This is a genomic window from Amylibacter sp. IMCC11727 (assembly GCF_029854195.1).
Lineage (GTDB): Bacteria > Pseudomonadota > Alphaproteobacteria > Rhodobacterales > Rhodobacteraceae > Amylibacter.
The window spans coordinates 947528-973255 of sequence record NZ_CP122960.1 but is presented as its reverse complement, the minus strand read 5'-3'; the positions used below and the strand labels follow the sequence as shown (position 1 = coordinate 973255).

The 25728-nt window shown below is 54.1% G+C and carries 29 protein-coding genes; 16 read left to right on the top strand and 13 right to left on the bottom strand.

Translation table 11 applies throughout. The annotated features are described in order from the left end of the window. Positions 1–55: 55 nt before the first annotated feature. The 3 genes from phaR to dtd are packed head-to-tail and all read left to right on the top strand — an operon-like array spanning position 56 to position 1485. Positions 56–592 carry a polyhydroxyalkanoate synthesis repressor PhaR gene (gene phaR / locus QBD29_RS05010; protein WP_280100218.1) on the top strand — a complete coding sequence of 179 codons (537 nt, stop codon included), beginning with the start codon at positions 56–58 and terminating at the stop codon, positions 590–592. A gap of 1 nt (position 593) precedes the next feature. After that, positions 594–1046, top strand: coding sequence for a YtoQ family protein (locus tag QBD29_RS05005; RefSeq protein WP_280100217.1), 453 nt, complete (start codon positions 594–596; stop codon positions 1044–1046). Position 1047: 1 nt separating this feature from the next. Continuing rightward, positions 1048–1485: a D-aminoacyl-tRNA deacylase gene (gene dtd, locus QBD29_RS05000; RefSeq protein ID WP_280100216.1), complete on the top strand. Its 438-nt coding sequence runs from the start codon at positions 1048–1050 to the stop codon at positions 1483–1485. Positions 1486–1524: 39 nt separating this feature from the next. On the opposite strand, the gene QBD29_RS04995 is transcribed toward dtd, so the two are convergent. From QBD29_RS04995 to QBD29_RS04955, 9 genes are read right to left on the bottom strand one after another with little or no spacing between them, the layout of a single operon-like run. After that, positions 1525–3420, bottom strand: a complete 1896-nt coding sequence (locus QBD29_RS04995) for a beta-galactosidase (RefSeq protein ID WP_280100215.1) — start codon at positions 3418–3420, stop codon at positions 1525–1527. Continuing rightward, positions 3417–4247, bottom strand: a complete 831-nt coding sequence (locus QBD29_RS04990) for an SMP-30/gluconolactonase/LRE family protein (protein ID WP_280100924.1) — start codon at positions 4245–4247, stop codon at positions 3417–3419. The genes QBD29_RS04995 and QBD29_RS04990 overlap by 4 nt, the downstream gene beginning before the upstream one ends. After that, positions 4237–4836, bottom strand: coding sequence for a 2-dehydro-3-deoxy-6-phosphogalactonate aldolase (locus QBD29_RS04985; protein ID WP_280100214.1), 600 nt, complete (start codon positions 4834–4836; stop codon positions 4237–4239). The genes QBD29_RS04990 and QBD29_RS04985 overlap by 11 nt, the downstream gene beginning before the upstream one ends. Continuing rightward, positions 4833–5750 carry a 2-dehydro-3-deoxygalactonokinase gene (locus tag QBD29_RS04980; RefSeq protein WP_280100213.1) on the bottom strand — a complete coding sequence of 306 codons (918 nt, stop codon included), beginning with the start codon at positions 5748–5750 and terminating at the stop codon, positions 4833–4835. The genes QBD29_RS04985 and QBD29_RS04980 overlap by 4 nt, the downstream gene beginning before the upstream one ends. Next, complete coding sequence (locus QBD29_RS04975; RefSeq protein WP_280100212.1) at positions 5747–6517, bottom strand: SDR family oxidoreductase; 771 nt, start codon at positions 6515–6517, stop codon at positions 5747–5749. The genes QBD29_RS04980 and QBD29_RS04975 overlap by 4 nt, the downstream gene beginning before the upstream one ends. Beyond that, positions 6514–7857, bottom strand: a complete 1344-nt coding sequence (locus tag QBD29_RS04970) for an alpha-glucosidase/alpha-galactosidase (RefSeq protein ID WP_280100211.1) — start codon at positions 7855–7857, stop codon at positions 6514–6516. The genes QBD29_RS04975 and QBD29_RS04970 overlap by 4 nt, the downstream gene beginning before the upstream one ends. A 16-nt stretch (positions 7858–7873) precedes the next feature. After that, the gene (locus tag QBD29_RS04965; protein WP_280100210.1) at positions 7874–8722 is read right to left on the bottom strand and encodes a carbohydrate ABC transporter permease; all 849 of its coding nucleotides are present in this window, start codon (positions 8720–8722) and stop codon (positions 7874–7876) included. After that, on the bottom strand, positions 8722–9708 hold the full coding sequence (locus QBD29_RS04960) for a sugar ABC transporter permease (protein ID WP_280100209.1): 987 nt from the start codon (positions 9706–9708) through the stop codon (positions 8722–8724). The genes QBD29_RS04965 and QBD29_RS04960 overlap by 1 nt, the downstream gene beginning before the upstream one ends. A 56-nt stretch (positions 9709–9764) precedes the next feature. Next, positions 9765–11000 (bottom strand): extracellular solute-binding protein, encoded by a 1236-nt coding sequence (locus QBD29_RS04955; RefSeq protein ID WP_280100208.1) that lies wholly within the window; start codon positions 10998–11000, stop codon positions 9765–9767. A gap of 135 nt (positions 11001–11135) precedes the next feature. Between QBD29_RS04955 and QBD29_RS04950 the strand changes: the two genes are divergently transcribed. The 3 genes from QBD29_RS04950 to QBD29_RS04940 are packed head-to-tail and all read left to right on the top strand — an operon-like array spanning position 11136 to position 13843. Then, positions 11136–11921: an IclR family transcriptional regulator gene (locus QBD29_RS04950; protein WP_280100207.1), complete on the top strand. Its 786-nt coding sequence runs from the start codon at positions 11136–11138 to the stop codon at positions 11919–11921. Between the two features lie 15 nt (positions 11922–11936). Beyond that, positions 11937–12992 (top strand): sn-glycerol-3-phosphate ABC transporter ATP-binding protein UgpC, encoded by a 1056-nt coding sequence (ugpC, locus tag QBD29_RS04945; protein ID WP_280100206.1) that lies wholly within the window; start codon positions 11937–11939, stop codon positions 12990–12992. A gap of 56 nt (positions 12993–13048) precedes the next feature. Continuing rightward, positions 13049–13843: a phytanoyl-CoA dioxygenase family protein gene (locus QBD29_RS04940; protein WP_280100205.1), complete on the top strand. Its 795-nt coding sequence runs from the start codon at positions 13049–13051 to the stop codon at positions 13841–13843. 184 nt (positions 13844–14027) lie between these two features. On the opposite strand, the gene QBD29_RS04935 is transcribed toward QBD29_RS04940, so the two are convergent. Continuing rightward, a complete protein-coding gene (locus QBD29_RS04935) occupies positions 14028–14966 on the bottom strand; it encodes an L-threonylcarbamoyladenylate synthase (protein WP_280100204.1) in 939 nt (312 codons plus the stop codon). A 135-nt stretch (positions 14967–15101) separates the two neighbouring features. Between QBD29_RS04935 and QBD29_RS04930 the strand changes: the two genes are divergently transcribed. From QBD29_RS04930 to QBD29_RS04915, 4 genes are all read left to right on the top strand, one after another. Beyond that, positions 15102–16121, top strand: a complete 1020-nt coding sequence (locus tag QBD29_RS04930; RefSeq protein ID WP_280100923.1) for an MBL fold metallo-hydrolase — start codon at positions 15102–15104, stop codon at positions 16119–16121. An 11-nt stretch (positions 16122–16132) separates the two neighbouring features. Further along, a complete protein-coding gene (locus QBD29_RS04925) occupies positions 16133–16603 on the top strand; it encodes a DUF6173 family protein (protein WP_280100203.1) in 471 nt (156 codons plus the stop codon). Between the two features lie 93 nt (positions 16604–16696). After that, entirely contained in the window at positions 16697–16831 is a 135-nt protein-coding gene (locus QBD29_RS04920; protein ID WP_280100202.1) for an aa3-type cytochrome c oxidase subunit IV, read from the top strand. A 35-nt stretch (positions 16832–16866) separates the two neighbouring features. Further along, on the top strand, positions 16867–17442 hold the full coding sequence (locus QBD29_RS04915) for a hypothetical protein (RefSeq protein ID WP_280100201.1): 576 nt from the start codon (positions 16867–16869) through the stop codon (positions 17440–17442). Between the two features lie 67 nt (positions 17443–17509). Here QBD29_RS04915 and QBD29_RS04910 read toward each other — a convergent pair whose 3' ends face one another. Next, on the bottom strand, positions 17510–18853 hold the full coding sequence (locus QBD29_RS04910; RefSeq protein WP_280100200.1) for a D-alanyl-D-alanine carboxypeptidase family protein: 1344 nt from the start codon (positions 18851–18853) through the stop codon (positions 17510–17512). A gap of 323 nt (positions 18854–19176) precedes the next feature. Between QBD29_RS04910 and clpS the strand changes: the two genes are divergently transcribed. The 4 genes from clpS to QBD29_RS04890 all read left to right on the top strand — a co-directional run bounded on the left by clpS (position 19177) and on the right by QBD29_RS04890 (position 21974). Then, positions 19177–19527, top strand: coding sequence for an ATP-dependent Clp protease adapter ClpS (gene clpS / locus QBD29_RS04905; protein WP_280100199.1), 351 nt, complete (start codon positions 19177–19179; stop codon positions 19525–19527). A gap of 19 nt (positions 19528–19546) precedes the next feature. Continuing rightward, positions 19547–20545 carry a methyltransferase gene (locus QBD29_RS04900; protein WP_280100198.1) on the top strand — a complete coding sequence of 333 codons (999 nt, stop codon included), beginning with the start codon at positions 19547–19549 and terminating at the stop codon, positions 20543–20545. A 56-nt stretch (positions 20546–20601) separates the two neighbouring features. Further along, positions 20602–21408 (top strand): SDR family oxidoreductase, encoded by an 807-nt coding sequence (locus tag QBD29_RS04895; protein WP_280100197.1) that lies wholly within the window; start codon positions 20602–20604, stop codon positions 21406–21408. Positions 21409–21599: 191 nt separating this feature from the next. Then, entirely contained in the window at positions 21600–21974 is a 375-nt protein-coding gene (locus QBD29_RS04890) for a hypothetical protein (protein ID WP_280100922.1), read from the top strand. A gap of 9 nt (positions 21975–21983) precedes the next feature. On the opposite strand, the gene QBD29_RS04885 is transcribed toward QBD29_RS04890, so the two are convergent. Together QBD29_RS04885 and QBD29_RS04880 are read right to left on the bottom strand one after the other, a co-directional pair. Continuing rightward, a complete protein-coding gene (locus QBD29_RS04885; RefSeq protein WP_280100196.1) occupies positions 21984–22946 on the bottom strand; it encodes a DMT family transporter in 963 nt (320 codons plus the stop codon). Positions 22947–23088: 142 nt separating this feature from the next. Further along, on the bottom strand, positions 23089–23838 hold the full coding sequence (locus QBD29_RS04880; RefSeq protein WP_280100195.1) for a cell cycle transcriptional regulator TrcR: 750 nt from the start codon (positions 23836–23838) through the stop codon (positions 23089–23091). A 131-nt stretch (positions 23839–23969) separates the two neighbouring features. Between QBD29_RS04880 and QBD29_RS04875 the strand changes: the two genes are divergently transcribed. Continuing rightward, positions 23970–24602, top strand: a complete 633-nt coding sequence (locus tag QBD29_RS04875) for a ribonuclease T2 (RefSeq protein ID WP_280100194.1) — start codon at positions 23970–23972, stop codon at positions 24600–24602. Between the two features lie 130 nt (positions 24603–24732). Further along, positions 24733–25716 carry a calcium-binding protein gene (locus QBD29_RS04870; protein ID WP_280100193.1) on the top strand — a complete coding sequence of 328 codons (984 nt, stop codon included), beginning with the start codon at positions 24733–24735 and terminating at the stop codon, positions 25714–25716. Positions 25717–25728 lie beyond the last annotated feature (12 nt).

Below are 25728 nucleotides of genomic sequence, written 5' to 3'. Positions count from 1 at the left end.
GTGTCCCTGACAAATTACGCTACGGTGCAGCATTACCGCGTATGATAGGGATAAAATGGCCGATCCAATCTTGATAAACCGCTACGCCAGCCGCAGGTTGTACAACACACAAACCAGCGAATACGTCACCCTTGATGAAATCTCTGAATTGATCAAACAGGGCAATGACGTGGAAATCCGCGACCGAAAAACGGGCGAGGACCTCACACGGCAATTTCTGTTACAGATCATCACCGAGCAGGAAAGCAAGGGTGAAAATGTGTTGCCTGTCAATGTGTTAACAGGATTGGTGCGTTCCTACAGCACCGCAGCCCAAGGCATGTTGCCCGATTTTCTGTCCCAATCATACGAAATGTTCACCCAACAACAGCAATCCATGATGGAAAAAATTCCTGGTATGGGCGCAGCGGGGAATTGGCAAAAACAACAGGCTGATATGATGCAATCCATGATGGCCGCGTGGATGCCGCAGATGCAAAATACGGGTGCTGCAACGCCGAAAGAAGAGCCAGAATCAACACCCGAATCCGAAGAGCTGTCTGCGGTGAAACAACAATTGGCAGAATTGATGAAGAAAGTGGATGGACTGTAAAATGAAGTTGAACGTTTACCTTGCAGGGGAAATCCACACCTCTTGGCGCGAAGATATCATTGCCGAATGCAGTGCCCATAATCTCGACATCGCCTTCACAGCCCCTGTCACAGATCACGCTGCATCAGATGATTGTGGTGTGACGATCATGGGCGCAGAACCGAACAAATTTTGGCACGACAGCAAAGGCGCGCACCTCAATTCCATGCGCACCCGAAAAGCCATCAAAGACGCCGATATCGTCGTTGTCCGCTTTGGCGAAAAATACAAACAATGGAATGCCGCATTCGATGCTGGCTTCGCCCACGCGCTTGGCAAATCCTTGATTGTTCTACAAATGGAAGAGCACAATCACGCCCTAAAAGAAGTGGATGCGGCCGCCCAAGCTGTCTGTTATTCCGCCAAAGAAGTGGCGCAATGCCTGACCTATATTCTTACGGATAAGCTGCCCTAATATGCGTGCTTTGTTGCAACGGGTGACTCATGGCTCGGTGTCGGTGGGCGGCAAGGTTATAGGCGAAACAGGCCCTGGCCTCGTTATTCTCGCCTGTGCGATGCAGGGCGATACCGCAGAGAACGTCGCCGCCACCGCCAAAAAAATCGTTAACCTGCGTATATTTAAGGATGACGATGGCCGCATGAACCGCTCCCTGCTCGACACAAATGGCGGCGCCCTCATCATCAGTCAATTCACCCTTGCCGCTGACACCTCTCGGGGCAATCGCCCTGGGTTTTCCGCCGCAGCCCCACCCGATGTGGGCGAACCACTTTACGATCTGCTGTGTGAAACCATTGCCAACTACGGTGTATCCGTTGGCAAAGGCCAATTTGGCGGCGATATGCAAGTCAGCCTCACCAATGATGGCCCCGTCACGATCATGGTCGAAAAATAACGCATCCCGTCTTCTTTTGAGCGTAAATATCCAAAACGCTTAAATCACCTCGCGCACAACGTCAGCAGGCGCAAACTCACGACCTTTATACGTCACAGCTTGGGCTCCATAGTTGAACCAAAAACGTTCATTCCCTGTGTCGCGCACCCGCAACCCTTCGGGCAAATCCATCACTGCAATGCCCGCTGCATCACATAGCCTACGCATGATCCGCACTGCCGCATCCTCGTCTGGCCAGCCTGCCAGATACGTTACGGCCCCTGAAACCATCACCGCCGCGCGCCCATCCGTAAGGGTTTCAACAACGTCTGCCGAGCCCTCGATTTCCTCGCGATATCCTTGGAATGCCCCACCTTCAGCCAAGGCCATTGGCCGATCCGCGCGCAAGGTTTCCACCAAGGTCACTGTCACATCCAGCCCGTCCACTGCGGGGGGCAATGGCACAGGAATCGCCATTTCCGCTGTGCGCGCACCCGTGCGTGGCCCCAATAAAACCTGCGCTTCGGTCGCCAGCAACGCCGCTTTCAAATCGTTGCCTATGGTCATCAACCCAGATGCAATAACCAACTTACGCCCAGAGAAATCCCGCGTGCTCGGTGGCACAATATCCACCGACACACCCAACTTTCGCAGGCTGCGGTACAGATCAAATACCAACCCAAAATACGACAACCCCTGCCCTTGTGGCTGTGTGTCCCAGGCAAATTCCGCGTCATAGTCAAAGATAAACGCCACGGGCGCGGCACTTTTTGCCACCTCTGGCGCATCCTTCAGCTCTGCGGCCACGGTCATGGCCTCGCCCATTGCAGGCGCGTCGACGCTATCTGGCCTCAATAGTCCTGCGTGCATCTGTTCTTGCGCAAATGGCGCTTGCCGCCAGCGGAAATAACAAACGGCCTCCGCACCGTGGGCAAAGGCTTCCCACGTCCACAATCGCACCATTCCCACCAGTGGGGCTGGATTGAACGGTGCCCAGTTCACGGGTCCGGGTTGTTGTTCCATCACCCACCATCGGCCATGTCCTACTGCGCGGTACAGATCGTGGTGAAACGCCTGAAAGTCAGGGTCCCCCTGCCGCATATACGCCGCCTGTCGGTCTGGCGAAGCACCTACCCGATCTTCTAAAAACCCCAAGGGATAGCTGTCCCACGTGGCAATATCCAAATTAGCGCCCACATCGAAATGATCAAAATCCGTCACGCGCCCCATGTAATTGTGCGATACGGGTGCATCCGAATGGGCGCGGATAATATCCACCTGCCGCCGATTAAACCGCACCACCTGATCCGACGAAAACCGCCGAAACGCCAGCACATGCGCGGGGTTAGGCTCTGTCACCGTCAGGTTTGGCAGGTCAATCTGCTCGAACTCGGCATACTCCATCGACCAAAACACATTGCCCCATGCCGTGTTCAGTGCATCGGGCGATTGATACCGCTGCGCACACCAATCCTGAAAAGCCAGGCGCGCTGCATCGGAATAGCTGACCGTGGTGTCATGGCAGCCATATTCGTTGTCCGTCTGCCACGCTGCCACCTGTGTGCCGTACCGCCTGGCCACCGCCTCTACAATCCGATCACACTCTTTCGCGTACCCCTCATGGCTGAAACAATAATGCCGCCGCGAGCCGAACTTGCGTGCCATCCCATCGGCCCCAACGGCCAACATGTTAGGATGTCGATCCAGCATCCATCGGGGGGGCGTCGCTGTGGGCGTGCCCAGCACAACCTGCAACCCCGCATTGTTTAAAACCGCAATCGCTTTGTCCAGCCACGCCCAGTCAAACCGCCCGTATTCAGGCTCGATCTTGGACCAAGCAAACTCGCCGATCCGAACCCACGTCAGACCTGCCGCAACCATCCGTGCTGCATCCTCGGCCCACATCTCCTGCGGCCAATGTTCTGGGTAATAACAGCAACCAAGCGTGCGCTTCATAGCATCACCTGATGTTCAGCTTGTCCTTGCACATCCATCTTCACGGCAAAGGTCTTACCTTCGTCCGTTCCGCTCAGGCCGTCAGCCGCAGATGTCACAAACAAACTGCGCAAATCCGCCCCACCGAAGGCAGGACAGGACGCTTGTTTCGCAGGAATTTCCACCGCAGACAGAAACGTCCCGTCAGACGCATATCGCGCAACACGGCTCGTGCCCCACTGCGCGTTCCACAGGCATCCTTCGGCATCCACAACGGAGCCATCGGGGTTCAAACCGTCCCCTGAGACATCCACAAAAACCACTGGCGCCCCCGTGGGCCAGCCATCATCATCCAGCGCCATCGTCATGATTTTCCCAAGCCGCGTATCTGTGAAATAAACCCGATCTCCGCTCGGCGCGAAACAGATCGAATTGGAAATCGTGATGTTGCCAAACAGCTTGCGAACTTCCCCACGATAGTACCGATAAATCGCACCAGCGTTCGGCTCCGCCGATTTGCCCATAGTTCCGATCCAAAAACCACCTTGGGGATCCGCGCGTCCGTCATTCGACCGCGTCACAGGGTTTTCTGCATCCAGATCAACCACATGCGTTTTTGTTCCATCACGCAGGTCGAATGTAAACAACGCCGTCTCACTTGCGATCAGCAACCGATCCGTGTCAATCCAACCTGCCGCAGAAACGTGTTCCTCGAACACCCATTCCTGCGTTTTCGTCATCATTTTCTTGCTCAGGATGTCAAACCAAAACAACTCACCGCGCACGGGATGCCACAACGGTCCCTCACCCAGCACGCATTGCCGATTATCAAAAACCTCAACCTGCATCATAGGCCGCCACAATCGCCGCTGCCTTTTGCGCCACGGCTTCGGCACTGTCACCGGGTTTGTAAATCGCCGTACCAATACCAAACCCCGTAACACCCACGCCGAACCAATCGGCGAAATTGTCTGGGCCCGCACCACCCACAGCATAGGTTTTCGTGCCGTTGGGCAACACCGCAAGCATAGCTTTCAGCCCCGAGGGCCCCACAAGCGAAGCAGGAAAAAACTTTAACCCGTCCGCACCTGTGCGGAGCGCGGTAAACGCCTCCGTCGGGGTCAGCACACCGGGATAGGACTGCATCCCCAGCGCCTTTGTCTTGGCAATCACTTCAACGTTGCAATCGGGTGAAACCACCATGGCGCCGCCTACATTTTGCACCCGCTGCGCGTCCTCCGCCGTCAGCACAGTTCCTGCACCAACCAAGGCCCCTGCCCCATGTGCGACGGCCAGTTTTTCAATACTGTCAAACGCATTTGGGGAATTCAGTGGCACTTCGATCTTATCGATCCCCGCCGCGCGAATGGCATCCGCAATCGGCAAAATCTCATCTGGCGTTACGCCGCGCAGAATGGCGATTATTTCTCGTGTCATGCGGACCCTTTCATCCCGTCATAGGCCGCGATCAACCCCAATCGTGTCATGGGTTGCGCATCGTAAACCTGTGCAGGCAACCCTTGCAAACCGAGCGCTTTTTCATACACCGCGGCCACCTCTGGTGCGCCCACAATGGCCAAGTTTTGACCCAGCCAATAGGGCCGTGTTGCCGCCAATTCCAAGCCGATCAGCAAGCCAGACAGGCGCGCGCGACCAACCTCATCTGATTGATCCCCAACCAGCGAAGCCGCCCTCAAACCAAACAGCTTTGCCGCCACACTTTCGGGCCGTGAAATCGCCTCTGACAAGGCAGCCTCAAACGCGGCATCATCCCACCCCGTCACGGCAACCGAATGTTTCAACACAGACTGCCGCGCAAGCAACGCATACATCTCACCCGTCATAAACGTCTGAAACGAAACGATTTCTTCTGCCGAAATATGCGCCCATTTTGAATGTGTTCCAGGCATCAACAAAACGCCATCAAACTTTGGCTGGCCACGCAAGAACCCTGCCACTTGTGTTTCTTCACCGCGCATCACATCTGGCTGCGCCACCTGTTTCATGCCTGGCAAAATGCGCACATCAATGCGCGGATCGCGTGCTGAAATACGGGTTGCCCCATCCCCACTTGGCGGTTTGCTTGGCACGGCAACGTAGTCGGCCTCGACCCAGCCTTGCTTTGCGCCGACCATGCCACAACAGATCACAGGTGTTGCGCGGCCTTCGACCAAAAACTCGTCAATAATGGCCAGCAGCGCGGGTTCAAACCGGTCAGGGTCCAGTCCACCCATACCCTGATCCGATGACCGCTCTGCCAACAAATCATGGCTCGCATCCATCGCCCACACCCGCAGGTTCGACGTGCCCCAATCAACACCAATCCACGCAACACGTTCTGCAATGCTCATCCTGTCACCACCACGCCACCATCCACGACCAACGCTTGGCCCGTCATCATGCGGCTGGCCTTACTGGCCAGAAACAGCGTTGCATCAACGATGTCATCCTCAACCAGATGTTCTTTCAAACACTGTCGTTCTAAATGCGCGGCCAAGCCTTCGGGTGTGGCCCATTTGTCTTTTTGTTTTTGCGTTAAAACCCAACCCGGCATCAGCGCATTCACGCGGATATTGTCCCCGCCCAACTCTCGTGCCAATCCCCGTGTCAAACCTGTAATCCCAGCTTTCGCCGCCACATACCCGTGATATCCCGCATTGCCCATCATGTAAGACACGGATGAAAAGTTGATGATCGAACCACCCCCTGCTGCTTTCATTCCCGTATGCGCTGCCTGCGCCGTAAACACATGATGCTTCAGATTTACCGCCTGCCCTGCGTCCCAGCTTTCGGATGTGATATCGGCAAGGTTGTGACGCGCGTCATTGGCCGCATTGTTCACAACTACGGTGATATCGCCATGGGCCTGTGCCGCCTGTGCCATGGCCCCCTGCAAGGCGCTTACATCCGTAATATCACATTTGATAAACAGCGGTGCGGACCCGTGTTTCGCCTCCATCTCTGCGACAAACGCAGACGCATCAGATCGCTGCACAAAGGCCACTTTGCACCCTTGGGCCAAAAACCCATCCGTCAGCGCCGCCCCAATGCCAGAGCCACCCCCCGTGATAAACACCGACTGATCTTTCAGGTCGTGAAACGTCACATTCTCGCTCATGCCGCTTTCCTTTTGCGTGCAAATTCTGGCAGCCAATCGCCGTGCGCCACCAACAGATCATCCACCATGGATCGGATCTGGCGCAGGTCCAGCTCGGCTGCGGTGTGTGGGTCCATCATGGCTGCATGATAGATGTGTTCAACATCCTCATCCACCAATGCACGCACCACCAATTCCTGCACATTAATCTGCGTACGCATCAACGCCACCAGCTGCGGTGGGATATCTGAAACAACACTCGGCTGCACCCCGTTGCGGTCCACAAGACAGGGCACCTCTACCGCGGCCCCCCGTGGCAGTTGAGGTGCTTGGCCTGTGTTCGGCAGGTTACCGTAAATAACATAGGGCGTGTTCGTCACCACCGCATTCATAATCTCGGCCGCAAACTCGTGGCTCTTTTCCACAGGGATTTCCGCTTGCTTGTCGAGCGCCGCTGCCTGCTTTGCCCAATCTGCCTGCTGCTCTACACAACGGGTGGGATATTCGTCGAGCGGTATGGAAAAATCGCGGATCAAATCGGCACGGCCTTCTTTGATGAACCATGGCACATATTCCGCCAAATGTTCGCTGCTTTCCGTGCAGAAATAACCCAATTGATCCATCACCTCATACCGCACCTTATTGGCACAACGCGGCATCAGTAGCGGTGGCTTTGGCAAAGCCCCTGCGTGATATCCCTCGCGCAAACGCGGGTACAGCGATTGCCCCTTGTGTTCCAGATCAAGGAAAAACGCCACGTGGTTCACCCCCGCAACACGGTAGTCAATTTCGGATTTGGGCAGGTCCAAATCATGGGCCAATTCCTCCACCGTGTTTTGCACCGAATGACACAGGCCAACCTGTTTCACCTGCGGATACCGTTCCGCAAGCGCCCATGTGTTAATCGCCATCGGGTTCACATATTGCAGCATCAACGCATCGGGGCAAACCTCGGCCATATCCGCGGCCACCTGCCACAAATGCGGCACCGTACGCAAACCGCGCATAATGCCACCAATGCCCAGCGTATCGGCAATGGTCTGACGCAATCCATACTGTTTCGGGATTTCAAAATCCGTCACGGTGCAGGGCTGATAGCCGCCGATCTGAAACGCCACCACTACAAAATCCGCACCTTCAAGGGCGGCCCGTTGGTTCATAGTTGTGGATACGGTCGCACGCGCGTTCATCGTCGTAATCATCTTGCGCACCACAGCGGCGCTTTCTTGCAGCCGACCCGCATCAATATCCATCAACGCAATATCCGCATCCGCAAGCGCGGGAAAATGCAGTGCATCCCCGATGATATTCTTCATGAAAATCGTCGAACCCGCGCCAATAAAGGCGATCTTAACACTCATCTCAGAGTTCCCTTACTTACTTCACCGCGCCCATGGTCAGGCCCGCGATAAAGTGTTTCTGCATCAGAAAAAACATGGCCACTGGCGGCATCGCAGCCAGCAATGATGCCGCCGATACCAAATGCCAGTTGTTCACAAATTGCCCATTTAATGCGCGAATACCAGCGGTAATCGGCTTGGCGTCTTCCCCTTGGGTCAGCACGTTGGCCCAAAAGAAATCGTTCCACACAAAGGTGAAAATCAGCACTGCCAGGGCGGCAATCGCAGGGCGCACAAGCGGCAGCACCACGAACCAGAATATCTGCCATTCTTTCACGCCCTCAATCCGCGCGGATTCAATCAGATCAAACGGCAACGCCTTGATAAAATTGCGCATAAACAGCGTACAAAACCCTGTCTGAAACGCCGCGTGGAACAGGAATTGCCCAGCGATTGTGTCATACAACCCCGTTTGCACAGACATGTCGCGCACAGGCACCATCAGGATTTGAAACGGAATGAAATTGCCTGCCACAAACAGGAAAAACAGCGGCAGTGCGACACGGAATTTGTAAATCGCCAGCGCATAGCCTGCCAAACATGCAAGCGTCACAGAAATTGCCACGGTCGGCACCGTAATCAGCACCGAGTTCAGCATATAGGTCGCCGCTTCTGATTGCGTGAACACGGCGGTGTAGTTTTCCCACAACCGCCATTCGGTCGGGATGCCAAACACATTGCCCGAATTGATATCCTTACCCGAACGGATCGAAGTCATGAAAATCGCCAACAGCGGCAACAGCCACAAGATCAGGGCAAATGGCAGAAACGCCTGATAGGACGTGCGTTTCGCAGGGGTCGAATGTTCAATCGGTCTTGGAAACATCAGCGGCCGCCTTTCTCATCTTGGTACATGCGCCACAGGAAATAGCTGATGAAGAACAACATGATAATGAACAGCACCGTCGCAATGGAAGAGCCATAACCATACCGCTCCCCATATTCCGAAATCGCCGTTTCAAACATGTAATAGGACAGTACATTGGTGGAGCCATAGGGCCCCCCTTGCGTCATAATCGCGATCATATCGAACGACCGCAGCGCACCAATCACCGTCACTACCACAGCGATAAACGTGGCAGGGCGCAGTTGTGGCAGCACCACATACCACAGCATTTTCCACCCTTTGGCTCCGTCCAAACGCCCCGCCTCGATCTGATCAGCGGCCACGTTGTTCAGCCCTGTCAGATACAGGATCATGCAATAGGCAATCTGCGGCCAAAGCCCCGCAGCGATAATGCCATAGGTCGCGTACTCAGAAGACGACAGAATATCAGGCGGCGTGCGTGAACATTTGAACGTCACATTGCCCAAGATATTGGTTGTCTCCTCACAAAACGCCAGCTTCCACAGGCTGCCCACCACCCCAAAATCAGGGTTGTAGAACCAGCCGAAAATCAAACCAACCACCACTTGTGAAATCACAAACGGGAAGAAAAACATGGATTTGTAAAACCGCATCCCCGGCACCGTCTGGTTCAAAAACAGCGCGATAAACAGGCCCAAAGGTACGGCGAGCATAAACAGGAACAACCACAACACATTGTTTTTGAGCGAGACCCAGAACTTTGGATCGGTCCAAAGCTTCTTGTAATTCTCAAGCCCGACCCAAGTAGCCGTGGAATTGCCATCTGCATCATAAAGCCCGTTCCATTCATAAAACGACAGCGTGATGGATTGAAAAATCGGGATCACCACGTAAATGGCGAAGAAAATCAAAGCGGGGATCAGGAAAACCCAAGGCGTGATGGCGAGCTTGTTGCGCGACATCCAACTGGTTTGCTGCGTGGCTTGAAACTCAGACGCTGGCATAGGTTTTGCCCCCCAAAAAGGAAACGGCGGGCCAGATCAGGCCCGCCGCATGTGTCTTATTTGTAGACTTCTTCTTGAACGCGATCCAACTCGGCCAGAACTTCGTCCAATGTGGATGGGTCCAGCATGAACTTCTGGAACCCTTCCATGCCAGCCTTGGCCATCGCCGCAGGGGCGTCACGGTCATAGAACTGTGCCAGACCTGCCGCTGTAGACACAGTGGCAAAGCCCTCTTGAATGAACTTGTCATCGCCCACTTTCGCTTTGGAGTTCACGGGCAGCTGGCCAATGGTCTCGTTCAGCTTGGTTTGCACATCCGCACGTCCCACAAAGGCGAGGAACTTTTTCGCATCTTCCTTGTTTTTCGCGTTTGTTGGGATGAAGAACGCATCCGCAGGGGCTTCTTCTGCGCGTGGCAGACCCTCTGTGATTTCAGGGAACTGGAAGTAGTCGATCTGATCATTTGTCAGACCGGCGTCTTTCATTCCGCTAACCGCAAAGTTCCCCATCACATACATGGCCGCATCGCCGTTTGCGAATGGTGCCAGCGCATCCTGCCAAGACATGGACGCGTGGTTGTCCACAAAGCCACACTCGTCAATCATCTGCTTCCAGTTGATGAATGTCTGTTTAATGCGGGGATCGGTGTATTTGATCTTACCCGCGGTCAGATCGTTGTGTACGTCATAGCCGTTGGTGCGCAGATTGATGTAGTCAAACACGCCAGCAGCCGTCCAAAGGAATTTGGTCCCGATGGTGAAAGGCTTCACGCCATTGTCGTTCATCACTTTACAAGAGGCCATCAGCTCTGCCCATGTGGTCGGCTCCTCAATCTTCAACAGATCAAAGATGTCTTTGCGGTAATAGATACCCCACTGGTAGTACGAATACGGAACGCCCCAGATTTTCCCGTCACGAGACATCGTTGGCTTAATCGCCGCCAAATCTTCGTTGAACCCGTTTTCGGCCCAAACATCATCCACTGGTTCAAACAGGCCAGCATCCACGAATGGCGCCATACGGTTGCCCGGATACCAAGATGTGATGTCAGGTGCATCCGCCGTCAGAAAGTTACGGATCGCAGTTTTGTGCGCTTCTCGGTCATTGATGTTGACGATGACATTGATGTCAGGGTTTTCCGCCTTGAACATCTCTACCATGTCTTCAAAGCCCTTTTTCGGGCCAGGGTTCAAATCGTCAAAGTTAATGCGCAAATCGCCAGCCAACGCGCCAGTCACCATAAAGGCGGCTGCGGCCACACCCGCGAGCAGTGTTTTCGTGTGACGGATCATGTGTATCCTCCCAGATATTTTTCGGTTCCAAATAATGAAACTCGGTTTTAACTATTGAAAACTGTGGAACGCGAGCCTAGCCTTGTCAACAGTTTCATGGGGAAATCGCAACAAATCGGGAGGGATTTAAACGCGATGAATAAGCCGGTTCCAAACGATGGCACGGTCGGTAAGGCATTGGAAGTGCTCGACTTAGTGGCGAGCCTTGGCCGTCCTGTTCGCTTTAAAGAACTGCAATCCCTATCCGATTTCCCCAAGGCTTCGCTGTACCGGTTTTTGCAGACCCTAACGAATCAGGGAATGCTGTCCTATGAGGCAAGCACCCAAACCTATGCCCCAGGTTTGCGCCTTGTACGCCTAGCGCACGCGGCATGGCGGCAATCATCCTTAGCCCCCGTGGCGCGGCCCTTTCTGGATGCACTGGCCCAAGAAACGGGCGAAGCGGTCCACCTCGCACAACTCGATCACGGCCATGTCCTGTTTGTAGACAAACGCAAAGGCACAGATAATTTTGACACGCTGGCACAGGCTGGCAAAGTTGCCCCAAGTTACTGCACGGGCGTTGGCAAGGCGATCCTTGCCTTTATGCCAGAACCCGCACGCGACCGCGCACTGCAACAACAGGCGTTTTTGAAGTATACACCCGCCACCCATGACAGCATTGATGAACTGGCGGCGGACCTGATTGAAATCCGCAAAAACGGTTTTGCCTTTGACCGCGAAGAACACGAAACAGGCATCATCAGCATTGCCGCCCCGATCCTCACGGACCCAGATACGGTGATCGGGGCGCTATCCATTGCCACATCGACCAACCGCCACAGCCTGCAAGCACTTGAGGCGTTTCGCCCTGCGTTGCTCGACACTGCCACCCAAATCGCGAATGCTGCCTCCACGTGGCAGTTTCCATCGCAAAACTGACCAAGGACCTATTCCATGACAGGTGTAACACTTAAAAACGTTGTAAAAAAATACGGCCAAACCCAAGTGATCCACGGTGTAGACCTGACCATTGAGGATGGTGAATTCTGCGTCTTTGTAGGGCCGTCAGGTTGCGGGAAATCAACGCTCTTGCGCATGGTGGCGGGCTTAGAGGAAACAACCTCAGGCCAGATCAACATCGGTGCGCGGGATGTGACCCACACAGACCCTGCAGAGCGCGGCGTGGCCATGGTGTTCCAAACTTATGCGCTCTACCCCCATATGACGGTCGAAGAAAACATGGGGTTCGGGTTGAAAATGAACGGCGTGTCGAAGGCAGAAATTGATCAAAAAGTAGGCAAAGCATCAGAGATTTTGCAACTCGGTGATTACCTCTCTCGCAAACCTGCGGCCTTATCAGGGGGCCAACGCCAACGCGTTGCCATTGGCCGCGCCATTGTGCGTGGTCCAGAGGTGTTCTTGTTTGACGAACCGCTTTCGAACCTCGACGCAGAACTGCGCGTTGATATGCGGGTCGAAATCGCGCGGCTACACGATGAACTTGATGCAACAATGATTTATGTGACCCACGATCAAGTAGAAGCCATGACGCTGGCCGACAAAATCGTTGTGCTGCGCGCAGGTCATATTGAACAGGTGGGCGCTCCCATGCACCTGTTCGAAGACCCCGACAATAAATTCGTTGCGGGCTTTATCGGCTCTCCGTCCATGAATTTCTTGAACGGCACTGCAACGAACAAGGGTGCAACCATTGATGCAACGGGGCAAGACATCGAAACATCCGTCACGCCAGACGCGGGTGCGGTCCTCGTCGGCTTGCGCCCCAATGTGATCGCGTTGAAAGAGGATGAAGACGGCCCGCTTACGGTGTCTTTGACAGAAAAACTCGGCGGTGTGTCATACACTTACGCCAAGACAAAAACAGGCGAACGTATCGTGGTAGAGGTACGCGGGGCAGAGGCGCTGCAAGCTGGAACAAAGGTTTCCATGGCGTTTGATCCCGCGCAGGCCTACTTTTTTGATGCAGAAACGGAACAGCGGTTGCGGTGAAAAACCGTTTGAACCTGACAGAAATCTGCGGCATTCGTTACAAAACGGAGGCTCCCATGCATCATCTCATTACTCAAGACCACATCGACACCTATCAACGCGACGGCGTTGTGCTGATCAAAGGCCTGTTCGCCGATCATGTAGACACCCTGCGCAAAGGTGTTGACGTAAACATGTCAGAACCCGGTCCTTATGCCGCTGAAAACCTCAAAGACGGCGACACAGGGCGGTTTTTCGATGATTATTGCAACTGGACCCGCATCACCGAGTTTGAACAGGTGATCCGCAATTCCCCTGCCGCCGAAGTGGCCGCAGATTTAATGCAATCCAACAGCGTACAAGTGTTCCACGACCACGTGCTCGTGAAAGAACCAGGGACATCCAAACCCACCCCGTGGCACCAAGATGCGCCTTACTATTTCGTTGAAGGGCAACAAACTGTCAGCTTTTGGTCCCCGCTTGATCCTGTGACTGATGCGTCTTTGCGCTGTGTGGCAGGCAGCCATAAATGGGAAAAACAGGTGCTCCCAACCCGGTGGCTGAACGAAGACAATTTCTACCCTGATTCTGATGCCTATATGCCTGTGCCAGATCCAGACGCAGAAGGTATGGATATCACCGAATGGGCGATGGATCCTGGCGATGCAGTCGCGTTCAACTATGGCGTTTTGCATGGCGCGCGCGCCAATGTATCTGAAAACCGCCGTCGTGCGTTTTCATTGCGACTGGTTGGGGACGATGCGCGGTATATTGAACGGCCTGGGCCTACTTCACCGCCGTTTCCTGGGCACGACATGGTGGCGGGGCAAAAGCTGCGCGAAGATTGGTTCCCTCTGATTTTCTCGCGGTAACGCGCGGCACTTTCCTACCCCAATTTAAATCACTTTTCCGCACCCACCACTAATTTAACAACAGGTTAACCACGACGCGTCTTACAGCACGCGTCGTGTAACACGCGTTGTCTATGACGCGGCATTTAAAACGCGTCATGATTTACCTTTTGTTAAGGAACGGCTCTAAGTCTTTAAGCGCCGATCAAATCTCGCCGCGATCCGCTGCCGCCCGCGTTAGCCGATCATTGATCGCCAATCCCAATCCCATCATTGGAACAGGGGCGATGGCAATAGTTTGCCCGTCCTTTGCCATCGCATCCGCGGCATGTAAAACCGAAAACAGATTGGCCGCCGCTTCATTCACACTGCCCATTTCAGACAGGGATAAGTCCGCATCGTCAACGGCCCCAAACCCGATATAAATTTCGCCTGCTCGCTTTTCACTTGCATTGATCCGCACCGCCGCATTGGGCGCGTAATGGGAAGCTAATTGCCCTGGTGATTGGGGCGTTTCTGGATCTTCTGGCCGTGCAATTGCACCGCGCAGCACTGCTTCAATGTCTTCTACGGCCACGCCCCCTGCCCGAAGTAAGGCAACGTCGGCATCAACCAGCAAAATGGTCGATTCCAACCCAACCGCGCAATCGCCGCCTTCCAAAACACCATCTATTCGCCCGTTAAGCCCTGCGCGAACATGGGCCGATTTTGTGGGGCTGATCCCGCCCGAGGGGTTGGCGGATGGCGCCGCCACGGGCCCATCAAACGCAGCCAACACTGCCTGCGCCCCGGAATGGGCGGGCACACGGATCGCCACGCTGTCTAATCCTGCCGTAACCAAAGACGACAACCCCGCATCTTTGCGCAACGGCACTACAAGGCTCAGCGGACCTGGCCAAAACGCTTCAGCCAACAGGCGTGCGGTGTCCGAAAACACGCCAAATCGTTCGGCCATAGCCAAATCAGCCACATGGATGATCAGCGGATTAAACGCAGGTCGCCCCTTGGCTGCATAAACAGCCGCAACCGCATCCCCATTTCGTGCATCCGCTCCAAGCCCGTAAACCGTTTCCGTTGCAAACGCCAAAACGCCGCCACTGCGCAATACATCCGCAGCAGCCTGCACATCGTTCGCTTGAAACATCTTGGTGTCTTTGGTCATTTGACGCGTGGTCCCAGTTGTCGTCTATTTCATGCCCGTCTACCGTGACGTCAACGAAACATGCCGCGCTCGTTTACCCGAACGGGGCTCATAAGCAAAGACAATCCCGTGAGCACAATCAAATTCCCCCATAAAACTACCCCAGCAGAGGGCGAAGCCATTGAAATCGCCGATGGTATTTTGTGGCTGCGATTGCCGCTCCCGATGAAACTTGATCATGTGAACGTATACGCGCTTGCCGATGGGGACGGCTGGTGCATTGTCGATACGGGGTTTTATTCCAAACGTATGGTTGCGACATGGGAAAAAATCTTGTCAGGGCCGCTTGGTGGAAAACCTGTTACCCGCGTTCTCGTCACCCATCATCACCCCGATCACGTTGGCATGGCGGGTTGGTTCCAACGCGAACACGGCGCCGAGCTGGTGACAACACGCACCGCCTGGCTGTTTGCGCGCATGTTATTGCTCGACAATCAGCAAACTTCGCCCCCTGAAACCATTGCATTTTACCAATCCGCAGGCATGGACCCCGCCATCATCGAAGAACGCCGCACGCAAAAACCGTTTAATTACGCTGATATTGTGCATCCCATGCCGCTTGGGTTCAAACGTATCCAACAGGGTGACACGATCACCATTGGCACGCGAATTTTTGACGTTCACATCGGCAATGGCCACGCGCCTGAACATGCGACCCTCTGGTCCCAATCCGACGATATCGTCATTGCAGGGGATCAGATTATTCCGGGAATTTCTTCAAACATCGGAGTTTATGCCACTGAACCTGACGCGGACCCCGTTCAAGGCTGGCTAGAGGCTTGCGAACACTTGCAAACCTTGGCCCATGGCGATCACTTCGTTTTACCTGGCCACAAACTGCCCTTCACGGGCCTGCCCGCCCGAATGCGTCAACTGATCGAAAACCACCACCACGCGTTGGAACGGCTTTACGATCACCTTAAAACGCCATCCACTGCGGCCGAGTGTTTTCCCCCCCTGTTCAAAAGAACGATAGGTCCCGCTGAATATGGCCTCGCACTGGTTGAATCTATTGCCCATGTGAACCATCTTTACCAACAGGGAAAGATCACACGCACCCGCAATGACGCAGGCGCTTGGGTCTATGAACAAGCGTAAGGGACCACACCATGAATGATGCAATCAAAACCACGGCCGAAGCCGCCGAAGAAGCCACGCTCCCCGAACGCTATGCGGTGCGCATGGGGCCAAACGGATCCATTGTGCGCGAGAATCAAGTTGTGACTCCAAACGCAGATGGTCGCCAAGTGGCACAAAAATCCCCTGCCGAATGGGCCTATGAACGCATTGTCATGTACATTCAAAAATTCGAAGAAACCCTGAATGGCGACGAAGAGGTGGGTATGGGCTTCACAGGGGGGGACGTTGGAACCCTGCGCATCCAAGGTATGGGCTACTTTGCACCTGATCTGATCACCTTTTACGGCGAAGACCCGAACGGCGCTAAAACACAGCTTGTTCAACACGTTAGCCAGTTAAATGTGATGCTCGTATCTTCCCCAAAGGTAGATCAAGCCCAAGCTCCTAACCGTATCGGTTTCAAACTGGCAGCAGAATTGGACAACACCCCAACGACCTAAACACCCCCGAAAAGCGCGGCAAACTGGCAATTGCAATATAGATCAATTTCCTGCAAAACCGCTGCCAACACGGGAAAAGAAAGGGCACTTACAATGGCCAATTACGAACACGGTAAAATGGATACATCTGCACAAGAAGCTGCATTTGACGGTTTCATCAAATGGTCGATCCGCGTCAGCGTCGCATCCATTGCAATTCTTGTTTTTCTAGCAATTTTTAACTCTTAAATGTTGGGCGCTTGGGGCGCCTTTGGTGGGGAAACATGACATTTTTACGCGCACTTATTCTTGTCGTCATGGCGGCAACACTGTCGGCCTGTGGCGGTCAATCCGTTTGGGCTCCTGACGAAGCCGTTCAAAAAGCCCGCTACGACAGCCCAGAACCTGCGTACCTTGTCTTAAAAACGATGATCAACAACCGTTCGGGCTCTGGCGGCCACGCCGCCTTGACGATCAATGCCAGCCAGACGGTTATGTATGATCCCGCGGGCCGCTGGTCCCATCCCTTGGGCCCAGAACGCAACGATGTTGTCTTTGGCATGTTCCCAAAACTGGAAGAAAACTACGACAATTGGCATGCGCGGACGACCCACCACGTAGTAAACCAAAAAATCTACGTGTCCGAAGAAGTCGCTGAAAAAGCGCTGCAACTTGCTTTGGCCGCAGGTCCGTCCCTTGATGCACAATGCACGCTGAATATTTCAGGTTTGCTGCTGCAGCTCGAAGGCTTTGAAAGCCTCCGCCGCACATACTTCCCGGCCAAGCTGATGAAAGATTTCGCAAAACTGCCGGGCGTGCAAACCACCAAGGTGTTTGACGACGACGAAGGCAAAAACTAACGCCCTTATAAAAAACCCCGCCGAGCATCACGCCGAGCGGGGTTTTTTAATGCCGTTTCTCAGGATGTTACGACCCTGGCCCCACCGGGAAACAGGGTTGATTTCGCGCTCGCAACCGCGCACAGGCCATGTTCGCATCTGCTTGGTTTAACCCAACGAACCGTGCGCGGAATTTCTTGTATCCGTTCACCATCGCATAATCGATACGACGCTCTGATCCTTCTAAGGATTGCAACTCGCGCAAGGCTGTTTGCAACAAAGCTTTTTCCGCAAGATGACGGTTTTGGAAGGCACCCACTTGCACCGCCCAATGACGATTTCCCGCTGTGGATACGCGGGTGACAACGCGCAAAGGTTGTTCTTGTGCAGCCACTGCCGCGATGGATTGCGGTTGTTTCGCCGCTTCTTCGTTGGCCGCCAGAACAGCCGCCTGGATGGCTTTCAGATCGCTTTGCGCCACCAATGTTCCTGTTGTCAGGCCCTTGCGCACCTTTGGTCGCGGGCTTTTGGCCACAGCACCTGCGGCTGCCACCTTGATTGTCTTACGACCGCCGCCGCCCAAATTCACAGGTGCGGGCTTGCGTACCGCAACGCGGGTTTCAGATCGTTCAAACCCCATATCCAACAGCTCTGCCACACGGGCATTGCGCCATGCGGACGTCTTGCCACCAAACACGGTTGCAATCACCCGTTTTGGTCCCCGCTCTGCAGAGGCCACAAGATTAAATCCAGCCGCATTGGTATACCCCGTTTTGATACCATCCGCACCACGATAGGCGCTTAGCAGTTTACGGTTTGTGTTGGCCACATCGCGGACACCTGCGTGTGTCGATTTCCGCGAGAACAGATTGTAATAATCTGGGAAATCATAAAACAGACGCCGCCCCAGCAGGGTCATATCCCGTGCGGTGGACAAATGGCCTGATTGGGTTAACCCGTGGGCGTTCTTGAACGTTGTGTTCTTCATCCCAAGCGCGCGCGCCGTGCGTGTCATGCGCTTGGCAAATTCTGCTTCGGAGCCTGAAATCGCTTCGCCCAAAGCTGTGGCCGCATCATTGGCTGATTTCACCGCCGCTGCACGGATCAAATAGCGCAGCGCAATCTTTTGCCCCGGCCTCAGGCCCAGCTTGCTCGGCGGTTCATTGGCGGCGAAACGGGAAATCTTAACCTTTTTGTCCAAGCTGATTTCCCCCCGTTCAATGGCGTCAAACACCACATACAGGGTCATCATCTTGGTCAAAGATGCAGGATGCAGTCGCGCATCTGCGTTGCGGGAATGCAAAACCTCGCCTGTTCGCGCGTCGATTACAACGGCGGCATAAGGTGCTGCCACACTGGCAGACCCCGCAAAGGTCACGCTTAAAAGGAAACTCAAGGCACACAAGGCCCGTACTACTGCTGCGATTCGCATCGGTTCTCCGACGTCCGTAATTAAAAACTGCCTCGTCACCGTTTTCGGTGTTTTGATTGAGCTCAAGCTATCACAGCATGGAAATCCACAAAAACCTTTTATTTTCAAAGGCTAGCACGGTGTCACCTGCGCAACACTACACCACATGGGGGTGAATTAACCCGTTCACCCACAAGGTATTGTGGTTCATCGGGTTAAAATGGGCGAAAAATGAGCATGTCAAATACCCTTTCTGTGCCGCAATGGGCCAGAATCCGCCCCTTTTTTCTTTCGTCAGAAACGCTATATAAAGGCCTCAGAATAAACAAAGCCAATCAACGACAATGCACACACCGCTGATCATTTGCGCCCAAGACGACGATTTCGACGCTGGTCCAGACGGCGATACCGCTTTGGCGACCAAGCCAAAAGAAAAAACCCAACGTCCTCCGATGTATAAGGTAATGTTGTTAAACGATGACTACACACCGATGGAATTTGTCGTGCATGTGTTGGAACGGTATTTCGGCATTGGCCATGCAGGTGCGATTGAATTGATGCTGACCGTTCACAAAAAGGGTTTGGCCGTTGTGGGTGTGTTCAGCCACGAAATCGCGGAAACCAAAGTCATGCAAGTGATGGAAGCCGCTCGTCAAAACGAACATCCGCTGCAATGCACGATGGAAAAGGAATAGGCGCTCCCGCGCCCCTGCCATGACAGATCATCTCCGCCTGATGCTGCCCTTTGATGCCGGCACGCTAGACTTGCCGCCCTCTGGCCAAATCGCGATTATCCGCGCTTTTGGCTCCTATCCTGACTTGCCCAAAGACCGCATCATTTGTGTCCAAGGGCTCTTCCCAGCGCATCAAGCTCTTTCCAATGCGGGCTATACCACGGCCCCCTCTTTGCCAGATACCGCTGCTATGGCCGTTTTGCACATCACACGGGCCAAGGAAGAAACCCGCGCCTTGATGGCACAGGCCTACGACATGCTGGACCCTGACGGGGTTTTGCTGGTGGACGGGTCGAAAACCGATGGCATTGAAAGCCTTTTGAAGGAATCCAAAAAGCGCAGCACCGTCGCAGGCCAAGTTTCTAAAGCCCATGGCAAGGTTTTCTGGCTCTACAAACAAGCTGGTGAAAACCCGTTTGCAGATTGGATGGGCGCAACCACCCCTGCCCAAAACGCAGATGGTTTCTTCACATCAGCAGGCGTGTTTTCTGCCGATGCCATTGATCCAGGCTCCGCTGAATTGGCCCCCGCGTTCGCAGGCAAACTCAAAGGCCGCGTTGCAGATTTGGGCGCAGGCTGGGGCTGGCTGTCTGCGCATGCCTTGCAAACTTGCCCAGACATCACCGCCATTGATCTGATCGAGGCGGAACAAGCGGCGCTTGATTGCGCCCGTTTGAACATCGCTGATGATCGCGCGTCATTCCACTGGGCCGATGCCACACGCCCCACCAGCAAGAACATCTATGACGCCGTCATAACCAACCCGCCGTTTCACACAGGGCGCAAAGCCGATCCATCCCTTGGCCGTGCCTTTATCACGGCAGCAGCGACCCTTTTGAAACCCACAGGTCAGATGTATTTGGTGGCAAACCGCCAACTGGCGTATGAGGCAACCCTTGATGCCAGCTTTGCGCGCTGGGAGGTTATGTCCCAATCCAGCCGATACAAAGTCATCCACGCACGCAAACCGAAACTTTAACCCTTCTGCGTACCAGACTGGTATAGTCAGTCAGCAGAATCAGCAAAGGCCGCCACATGTCTTTTTCGCTCGAAGGTAAGACCGCCATTATCACAGGTGCGGCCAATGGTGTTGGGCTCGAAGTGGCGCGGCATTTCTCGGATCGCGGCGCAAATGTTATGCTCGTGGATATGGACGAGGAAAAGCTGCAGACCGAAGCAGAAGCCATCGACGGCGACGGTGAAAATGTTCGGTTTTTCGCGGGCGACCTGCGCAAAAAACTGACCGTAGCAAACCTGCTGTCCGCCACCATCGACGCGTTCGACAGCATTGATATTCTGATCAACGCCAGCCGTCAGGTGTTGCCATCCAATCCTTTGGATGCGCGCGACGATCACTTCGAAGAATTGTTCCAACAAAACGTTCTCGCAAATCTGCGCGTGACCCAAGCGGTGGCAAAGCGGATGATTTCGCAGGAAAAAGAAACCCCTTCAGAGGGTAGCATCGGCGCGGTGGTAAACCTGTCTTCCATCGCCGCAGATCGCACACATGCCGAAATGCTCGCCTATTCCGTGGCCTGTGCGGCGCTCAATCAAATGACCCGTTCTTTGGCCGTGGCCTTTGCCGATCAACGCATCCGCGTGAACGCTATTGCCATTGGCTCTGTGATGTCAGCCTCTCTTCAGGCCCGTTTGAAAGACGACCTAGAAGTGCGCAAGGCCACCCTCGCCGCGACCCCGCTGGGCCGCATCGCAGAAGCCCGCGAAGTGGCCGAAACCGCCCAGTTCCTTGCCACAGATGCCTCAGCGTTTATCACAGGCCAGATTGTCACTGTGGATGGTGGGCGATCCCTTATCGACCCACTCGAAGCAGCGGCGCACTAACCATAGGTAACGCGCCAAACAATTTAATTTGTTAAATTTCAATACTTTAATTTCAACGATTTTCAAAAAATAGTAATCCAACGTTAATCCCCCTCCGTACATTTAACATAGCTTCGAACGTTTGAAGCTACTTAACAGGAGGAGATTCCATGAAACGTAATATTATTTCTCTCGCATTTGGCGCATCACTGATGGCAGGCGTTACCTTTGCCGCAGCACACGCAAACCAAGGTGTCACAGCGGGGGATCAGGATGTTTCTGGGGGCACTGTAACTGCTGAAAAAATTACCGCTGCCGCGAACGGCTGGTTGGTTGTACACCGCACAGATGACAGCGGAAAACCTGGCCCCGTTGTTGGCCATGCACCGATCAAAGCAGGTGAAAACGCCGATGTGACGGCGATCCTGACTGAGCCAGTGGCCAGCGGTGACAAACTGATGCTCATGATTCACGCCGAAGACGGCGGCATGAAAACAGGTATTTTCGAATACACACTCGGTGCCAAAGAAGACGGCCCAATCAAGGTGGACGGCAATCTTGTGATGACCGTCATCTCAGCGAAGTAAGCAATAGATTTACCGTCGGCCAGCCACGCGTTTGGCCGACGGTTTCCCGCCCAGATGGGCTTCTCGCAAGGCCACATATATTCCTGAACCTGCGATCAATACGATCCCGATCCATGTGGTAAACGCGGGCCATTCCCCCCAGATCACAATACCCCAAAACACCGCCAACAGCAGCGCGGTATATTCAAAAGGGGCGACCAATCCCGCATCCGTCCCGCGATAGGCTTGGCTGATCAAATACCCAGCACAGGCACTGACCCCACCAAGGGCCAGCATAATCAACCCATCGCGCAAAGGCGGCATCAGCCACGGACGCAGGAAAAACTCAATCGCTTCGTTTTCGGATCCCGCGTACCGCCCATCCCCAAGGGTCAGCGCCAAAACCCCAGTCACCACCATAAATGTCAGTTGGATATAGAACGACATGGTGGAGGCCCGCTCGCTCATTCCAGTATAGCGTGTCATCGTCTGCAAACCCGCATAGGCAAGCGCTGCCAAGGCAGGCAGTAATGCCACCAGTGTAAACCCTGCCCCCGTGGGACGCACCACAATTACCACACCGATCAGCCCAACAACAACGGCGATCCAACGCCGAAACCCTACATATTCTCCTAACACAATCACGGACAGGCCCGTGATAAACAGCGGTGCCACAAAGAAAATCGCCGACGCATCGGCCAGCGGCATCGCCGCAATTCCCGCAAAAAACGCAGAGTTCGCAACCACCACACACACCCCGCGCAAAACGTGGATTTTCGGGCGGCGAGTTTTCAACGCGGCCCAGCCCCCATCAAACGGCATGATGATGGCAAGCGTAATAAACAGCGCCACCGCCGCACGCACAAACACGATCTGATGCAGCGGATAATCCCCAGACAAAAACTTGATAGACAAATCGTTCAGCGAAAAGAAAACCGTCGCAGACAATGCACAGAAAATGCCAACTGCCGCACTGCGTTCTGCCGATGCCATATCTTATCCGATCTTGATTGAAAGCCACAAAATCTGTGGTGTTTCCATCATGCTAGGGTGCGCGAACACGACAATCTATGACAAAAGCGACAAAAAAACCCAGCCCGAAGGCTGGGTTCTATCTGTCTGAATGTGTTCAGACTTATTCTTCGTCGTCACCGCCGCCTTTGGGCAGGTTAAACAGGCTGTCCGCATCAACAACAGCATCTGAATCTGCGTCGCTGTCTTCTTCAGCAGAGTCCGCCAAAGTAAAGCTTTCAAGCCCAGCCATGTTAGACGGGATTTTCGGCTCTGTTTCCATCTGCAATGATTGCTCTGTGGAGACCAATTTCAGGCGTTCTTCATCAGAAATTGCATTGCCTTCTTTGGCTGCTTTTGCCGCCGCTTTGGCAACTGCCGCGTCCAGCTCCAGCTGTTTACACAGACCGAGCGCAACAGGGTCAATCGGCTGAATGTTTGCAATGTTCCAATGGGTGCGATCACGCATCGCTTGAATGGTTGGCTTGGTTGTGCCCACCAGTTTGGAAATCTGCCCATCTGACAGCTCTGGATGAAATTTCACCAGCCACAGAATAGACGCAGGGCGATCTTGGCGTTTAGACAGCGGCGTATACCGCGGACCACGGCGTTTCTGCTCGCCATCAGCAGCTGGGTTATGCTTCAGCTTCAACTTATGGCGTGGGCTTTCCTGTGCCAGATTGATCTCTTCTTGGGTCAGCTGGTTGTTGGCAATTGGATCAAATCCTTTGATGCCTTGGCCCACTTCGCCATCTGCGATGCCGTTCACTTCCAACTCGTGCAACCCACAGAAATCTGCGATTTGCTTAAAGCTCAATGTGGTGTTGTCCACGAGCCAAACTGCGGTGGCCTTAGCCATAATAGGGAGCGCCATGCGTCTTTCCTCCAAATAAACCTCTCCCGCGCCGAGAAATCGGTTGCTCGGGCCGTGGCCTTCGCGAATTGCCGTTTCAGGTGGGGAATTCTCAGCCTATATAGACAAGGAACCCTTAAAGGAAAAGACCCATGATACGTATTTTTCTAAGCGCCCTTTTGCTCGGCTCGATGGCCCATGCGGACGGTGAAAATCCGGGTCAATTTGATTACTACGTCATGGCATTGTCTTGGTCCCCAAATTGGTGCGCGTTAGAAGGGGACAGCCGCAAGGCAGATCAATGCCACCCCCGTCACGATCACGGCTGGATTTTGCATGGTCTTTGGCCGCAATTTGAGTCAGGTTGGCCTTCGTTTTGTCGCGCAAATGAACGTGCGCCCAGCCGTGCCATGACTGCCGCAATGGCCGATATCATGGGATCTGGTGGATTGGCTTGGCATCAGTGGAAAAAACACGGCACCTGTTCAGGCCTATCAGCCACAGAGTATTACACCCAATCCCGCGCAGCCTATGGCGCGATCAACCGCCCTGAAATCCTGCGCAAACTCGACAAAACCATCGCCCTGCCCGCCAGTGTGATCGAAGCCGCGTTTTTGGAAGCAAATCCAACCTTGCAAGCCGATCAAATCACCATCACTTGCAAACAAAACCACATCCAAGAAGCCCGCATCTGCCTCACCAAAGAGTTCGAATTCCGCCGCTGCGGACGCGATGCGATCCGTGACTGCAAAGCCACAAAAGCAACGCTGAACCCAATCAGATAAGGCCGAATTCAGGCGCAATCGGCACAAACTCTTCTTACGGCTGCCCCACTCACGCCGTCATCTTTCGTTAATTTTCACTCTATAAGTATAAATTTGTCGCAAGTTGTGCGTCTTAACGAGTGGTTGAATAATGCTGACATATACGCTTGCCCATGTTGCAAATGCCCTGCTTTTTGCGGGTATCTTCGGGCTGACCTTTTATCTGGATGATGATGAAGACGACGAAACAACCACCAGCTCTGGTTCTGCCACGGGGGATGGCAACGTTGAAAACGTTACAGGCGGGGATGGCGATGATTTTCTGACCAGCACAGACCTCGATGGCGCCAGCTTTTTGGCAGGCGATGGCGATGACAGCATTGTTGGCACGGAACAAGACGACAATCTGCAAGCAGGTAACGGGGATGACACCGCCGAAATGAATGGTGGCGATGATCGTGCCCTTGGCAAAGCAGGTAACGATTCACTCGACGGGGGCGCTGGAAACGACGAACTGTTTGGCGGCGAAAACGATGACATCCTTGTGGGTGGCACTGGCGACGACATGCTGACAGGGGGAACAGAAAATGACACCCTGTTTGGCGGCGAAGGCACTGATACCCTTGATGGGGGTGAAGACGATGACATTCTGAACGGAGAAGACGGCGACGATATTCTCTGGGGCTCTAGCGGCAATGACTCGCTGTTTGGCGGCGAAGGGGACGATATTCTGAATGGCGCAACAGGCGACACATCCTTGAACCTCGACGATGAAATCGACGGCGCTGATGATCTTTACGGTGGTCTTGGGGATGATGCCTTCTTGCTCGGCGTTGGCGACACAGCCACTGGCGGCGAAGGGGCCGATGCCTTTACGATAGACGAAGCTGTGCTTGGCGAAGGAACCTCTACCATCACCGATTTCGATGGGGCCGAGGATCTGCTCCAAATCGAATACACACCAGCCACCGACCCTGCCACAGGTGAAGACATCACACCAACCGTCACGGTCGAAAACTTTGCCGATGGAACAGGGGCAACTGTTCTGCTTGACGGTGTTGCAGTGGCAGAGGTGACAGGCGCACAGGACCTCGATCCAACCGATGTCACCTTAATCCCAATCACGGCTCTCTAAAGAGCTAATGGC

Excerpts from the sequence above, each read along its gene's own strand:
- phaR (WP_280100218.1), top strand. The coding sequence starts at position 56 with ATGGCCGATCCAATCTTGATAAACCGCTACGCCAGCCGCAGGTTGTAC.
- QBD29_RS05005 (WP_280100217.1), top strand. The coding sequence starts at position 594 with ATGAAGTTGAACGTTTACCTTGCAGGGGAAATCCACACCTCTTGGCGC.
- dtd (WP_280100216.1), top strand. The coding sequence starts at position 1,048 with ATGCGTGCTTTGTTGCAACGGGTGACTCATGGCTCGGTGTCGGTGGGC.
- QBD29_RS04995 (WP_280100215.1), bottom strand. The coding sequence starts at position 3,420 with ATGAAGCGCACGCTTGGTTGCTGTTATTACCCAGAACATTGGCCGCAG.
- QBD29_RS04990 (WP_280100924.1), bottom strand. The coding sequence starts at position 4,247 with ATGCAGGTTGAGGTTTTTGATAATCGGCAATGCGTGCTGGGTGAGGGA.
- QBD29_RS04985 (WP_280100214.1), bottom strand. The coding sequence starts at position 4,836 with ATGACACGAGAAATAATCGCCATTCTGCGCGGCGTAACGCCAGATGAG.
- QBD29_RS04980 (WP_280100213.1), bottom strand. The coding sequence starts at position 5,750 with ATGAGCATTGCAGAACGTGTTGCGTGGATTGGTGTTGATTGGGGCACG.
- QBD29_RS04975 (WP_280100212.1), bottom strand. The coding sequence starts at position 6,517 with ATGAGCGAGAATGTGACGTTTCACGACCTGAAAGATCAGTCGGTGTTT.
- QBD29_RS04970 (WP_280100211.1), bottom strand. The coding sequence starts at position 7,857 with ATGAGTGTTAAGATCGCCTTTATTGGCGCGGGTTCGACGATTTTCATG.
- QBD29_RS04965 (WP_280100210.1), bottom strand. The coding sequence starts at position 8,722 with ATGTTTCCAAGACCGATTGAACATTCGACCCCTGCGAAACGCACGTCC.
- QBD29_RS04960 (WP_280100209.1), bottom strand. The coding sequence starts at position 9,708 with ATGCCAGCGTCTGAGTTTCAAGCCACGCAGCAAACCAGTTGGATGTCG.
- QBD29_RS04955 (WP_280100208.1), bottom strand. The coding sequence starts at position 11,000 with ATGATCCGTCACACGAAAACACTGCTCGCGGGTGTGGCCGCAGCCGCC.
- QBD29_RS04950 (WP_280100207.1), top strand. The coding sequence starts at position 11,136 with ATGAATAAGCCGGTTCCAAACGATGGCACGGTCGGTAAGGCATTGGAA.
- ugpC (WP_280100206.1), top strand. The coding sequence starts at position 11,937 with ATGACAGGTGTAACACTTAAAAACGTTGTAAAAAAATACGGCCAAACC.
- QBD29_RS04940 (WP_280100205.1), top strand. The coding sequence starts at position 13,049 with ATGCATCATCTCATTACTCAAGACCACATCGACACCTATCAACGCGAC.
- QBD29_RS04935 (WP_280100204.1), bottom strand. The coding sequence starts at position 14,966 with ATGTTTCAAGCGAACGATGTGCAGGCTGCTGCGGATGTATTGCGCAGT.
- QBD29_RS04925 (WP_280100203.1), top strand. The coding sequence starts at position 16,133 with ATGAATGATGCAATCAAAACCACGGCCGAAGCCGCCGAAGAAGCCACG.
- QBD29_RS04920 (WP_280100202.1), top strand. The coding sequence starts at position 16,697 with ATGGCCAATTACGAACACGGTAAAATGGATACATCTGCACAAGAAGCT.
- QBD29_RS04915 (WP_280100201.1), top strand. The coding sequence starts at position 16,867 with ATGACATTTTTACGCGCACTTATTCTTGTCGTCATGGCGGCAACACTG.
- QBD29_RS04910 (WP_280100200.1), bottom strand. The coding sequence starts at position 18,853 with ATGCGAATCGCAGCAGTAGTACGGGCCTTGTGTGCCTTGAGTTTCCTT.
- clpS (WP_280100199.1), top strand. The coding sequence starts at position 19,177 with ATGCACACACCGCTGATCATTTGCGCCCAAGACGACGATTTCGACGCT.
- QBD29_RS04900 (WP_280100198.1), top strand. The coding sequence starts at position 19,547 with ATGACAGATCATCTCCGCCTGATGCTGCCCTTTGATGCCGGCACGCTA.
- QBD29_RS04895 (WP_280100197.1), top strand. The coding sequence starts at position 20,602 with ATGTCTTTTTCGCTCGAAGGTAAGACCGCCATTATCACAGGTGCGGCC.
- QBD29_RS04890 (WP_280100922.1), top strand. The coding sequence starts at position 21,600 with ATGGCAGGCGTTACCTTTGCCGCAGCACACGCAAACCAAGGTGTCACA.
- QBD29_RS04885 (WP_280100196.1), bottom strand. The coding sequence starts at position 22,946 with ATGGCATCGGCAGAACGCAGTGCGGCAGTTGGCATTTTCTGTGCATTG.
- QBD29_RS04880 (WP_280100195.1), bottom strand. The coding sequence starts at position 23,838 with ATGGCGCTCCCTATTATGGCTAAGGCCACCGCAGTTTGGCTCGTGGAC.
- QBD29_RS04875 (WP_280100194.1), top strand. The coding sequence starts at position 23,970 with ATGATACGTATTTTTCTAAGCGCCCTTTTGCTCGGCTCGATGGCCCAT.
- QBD29_RS04870 (WP_280100193.1), top strand. The coding sequence starts at position 24,733 with ATGCTGACATATACGCTTGCCCATGTTGCAAATGCCCTGCTTTTTGCG.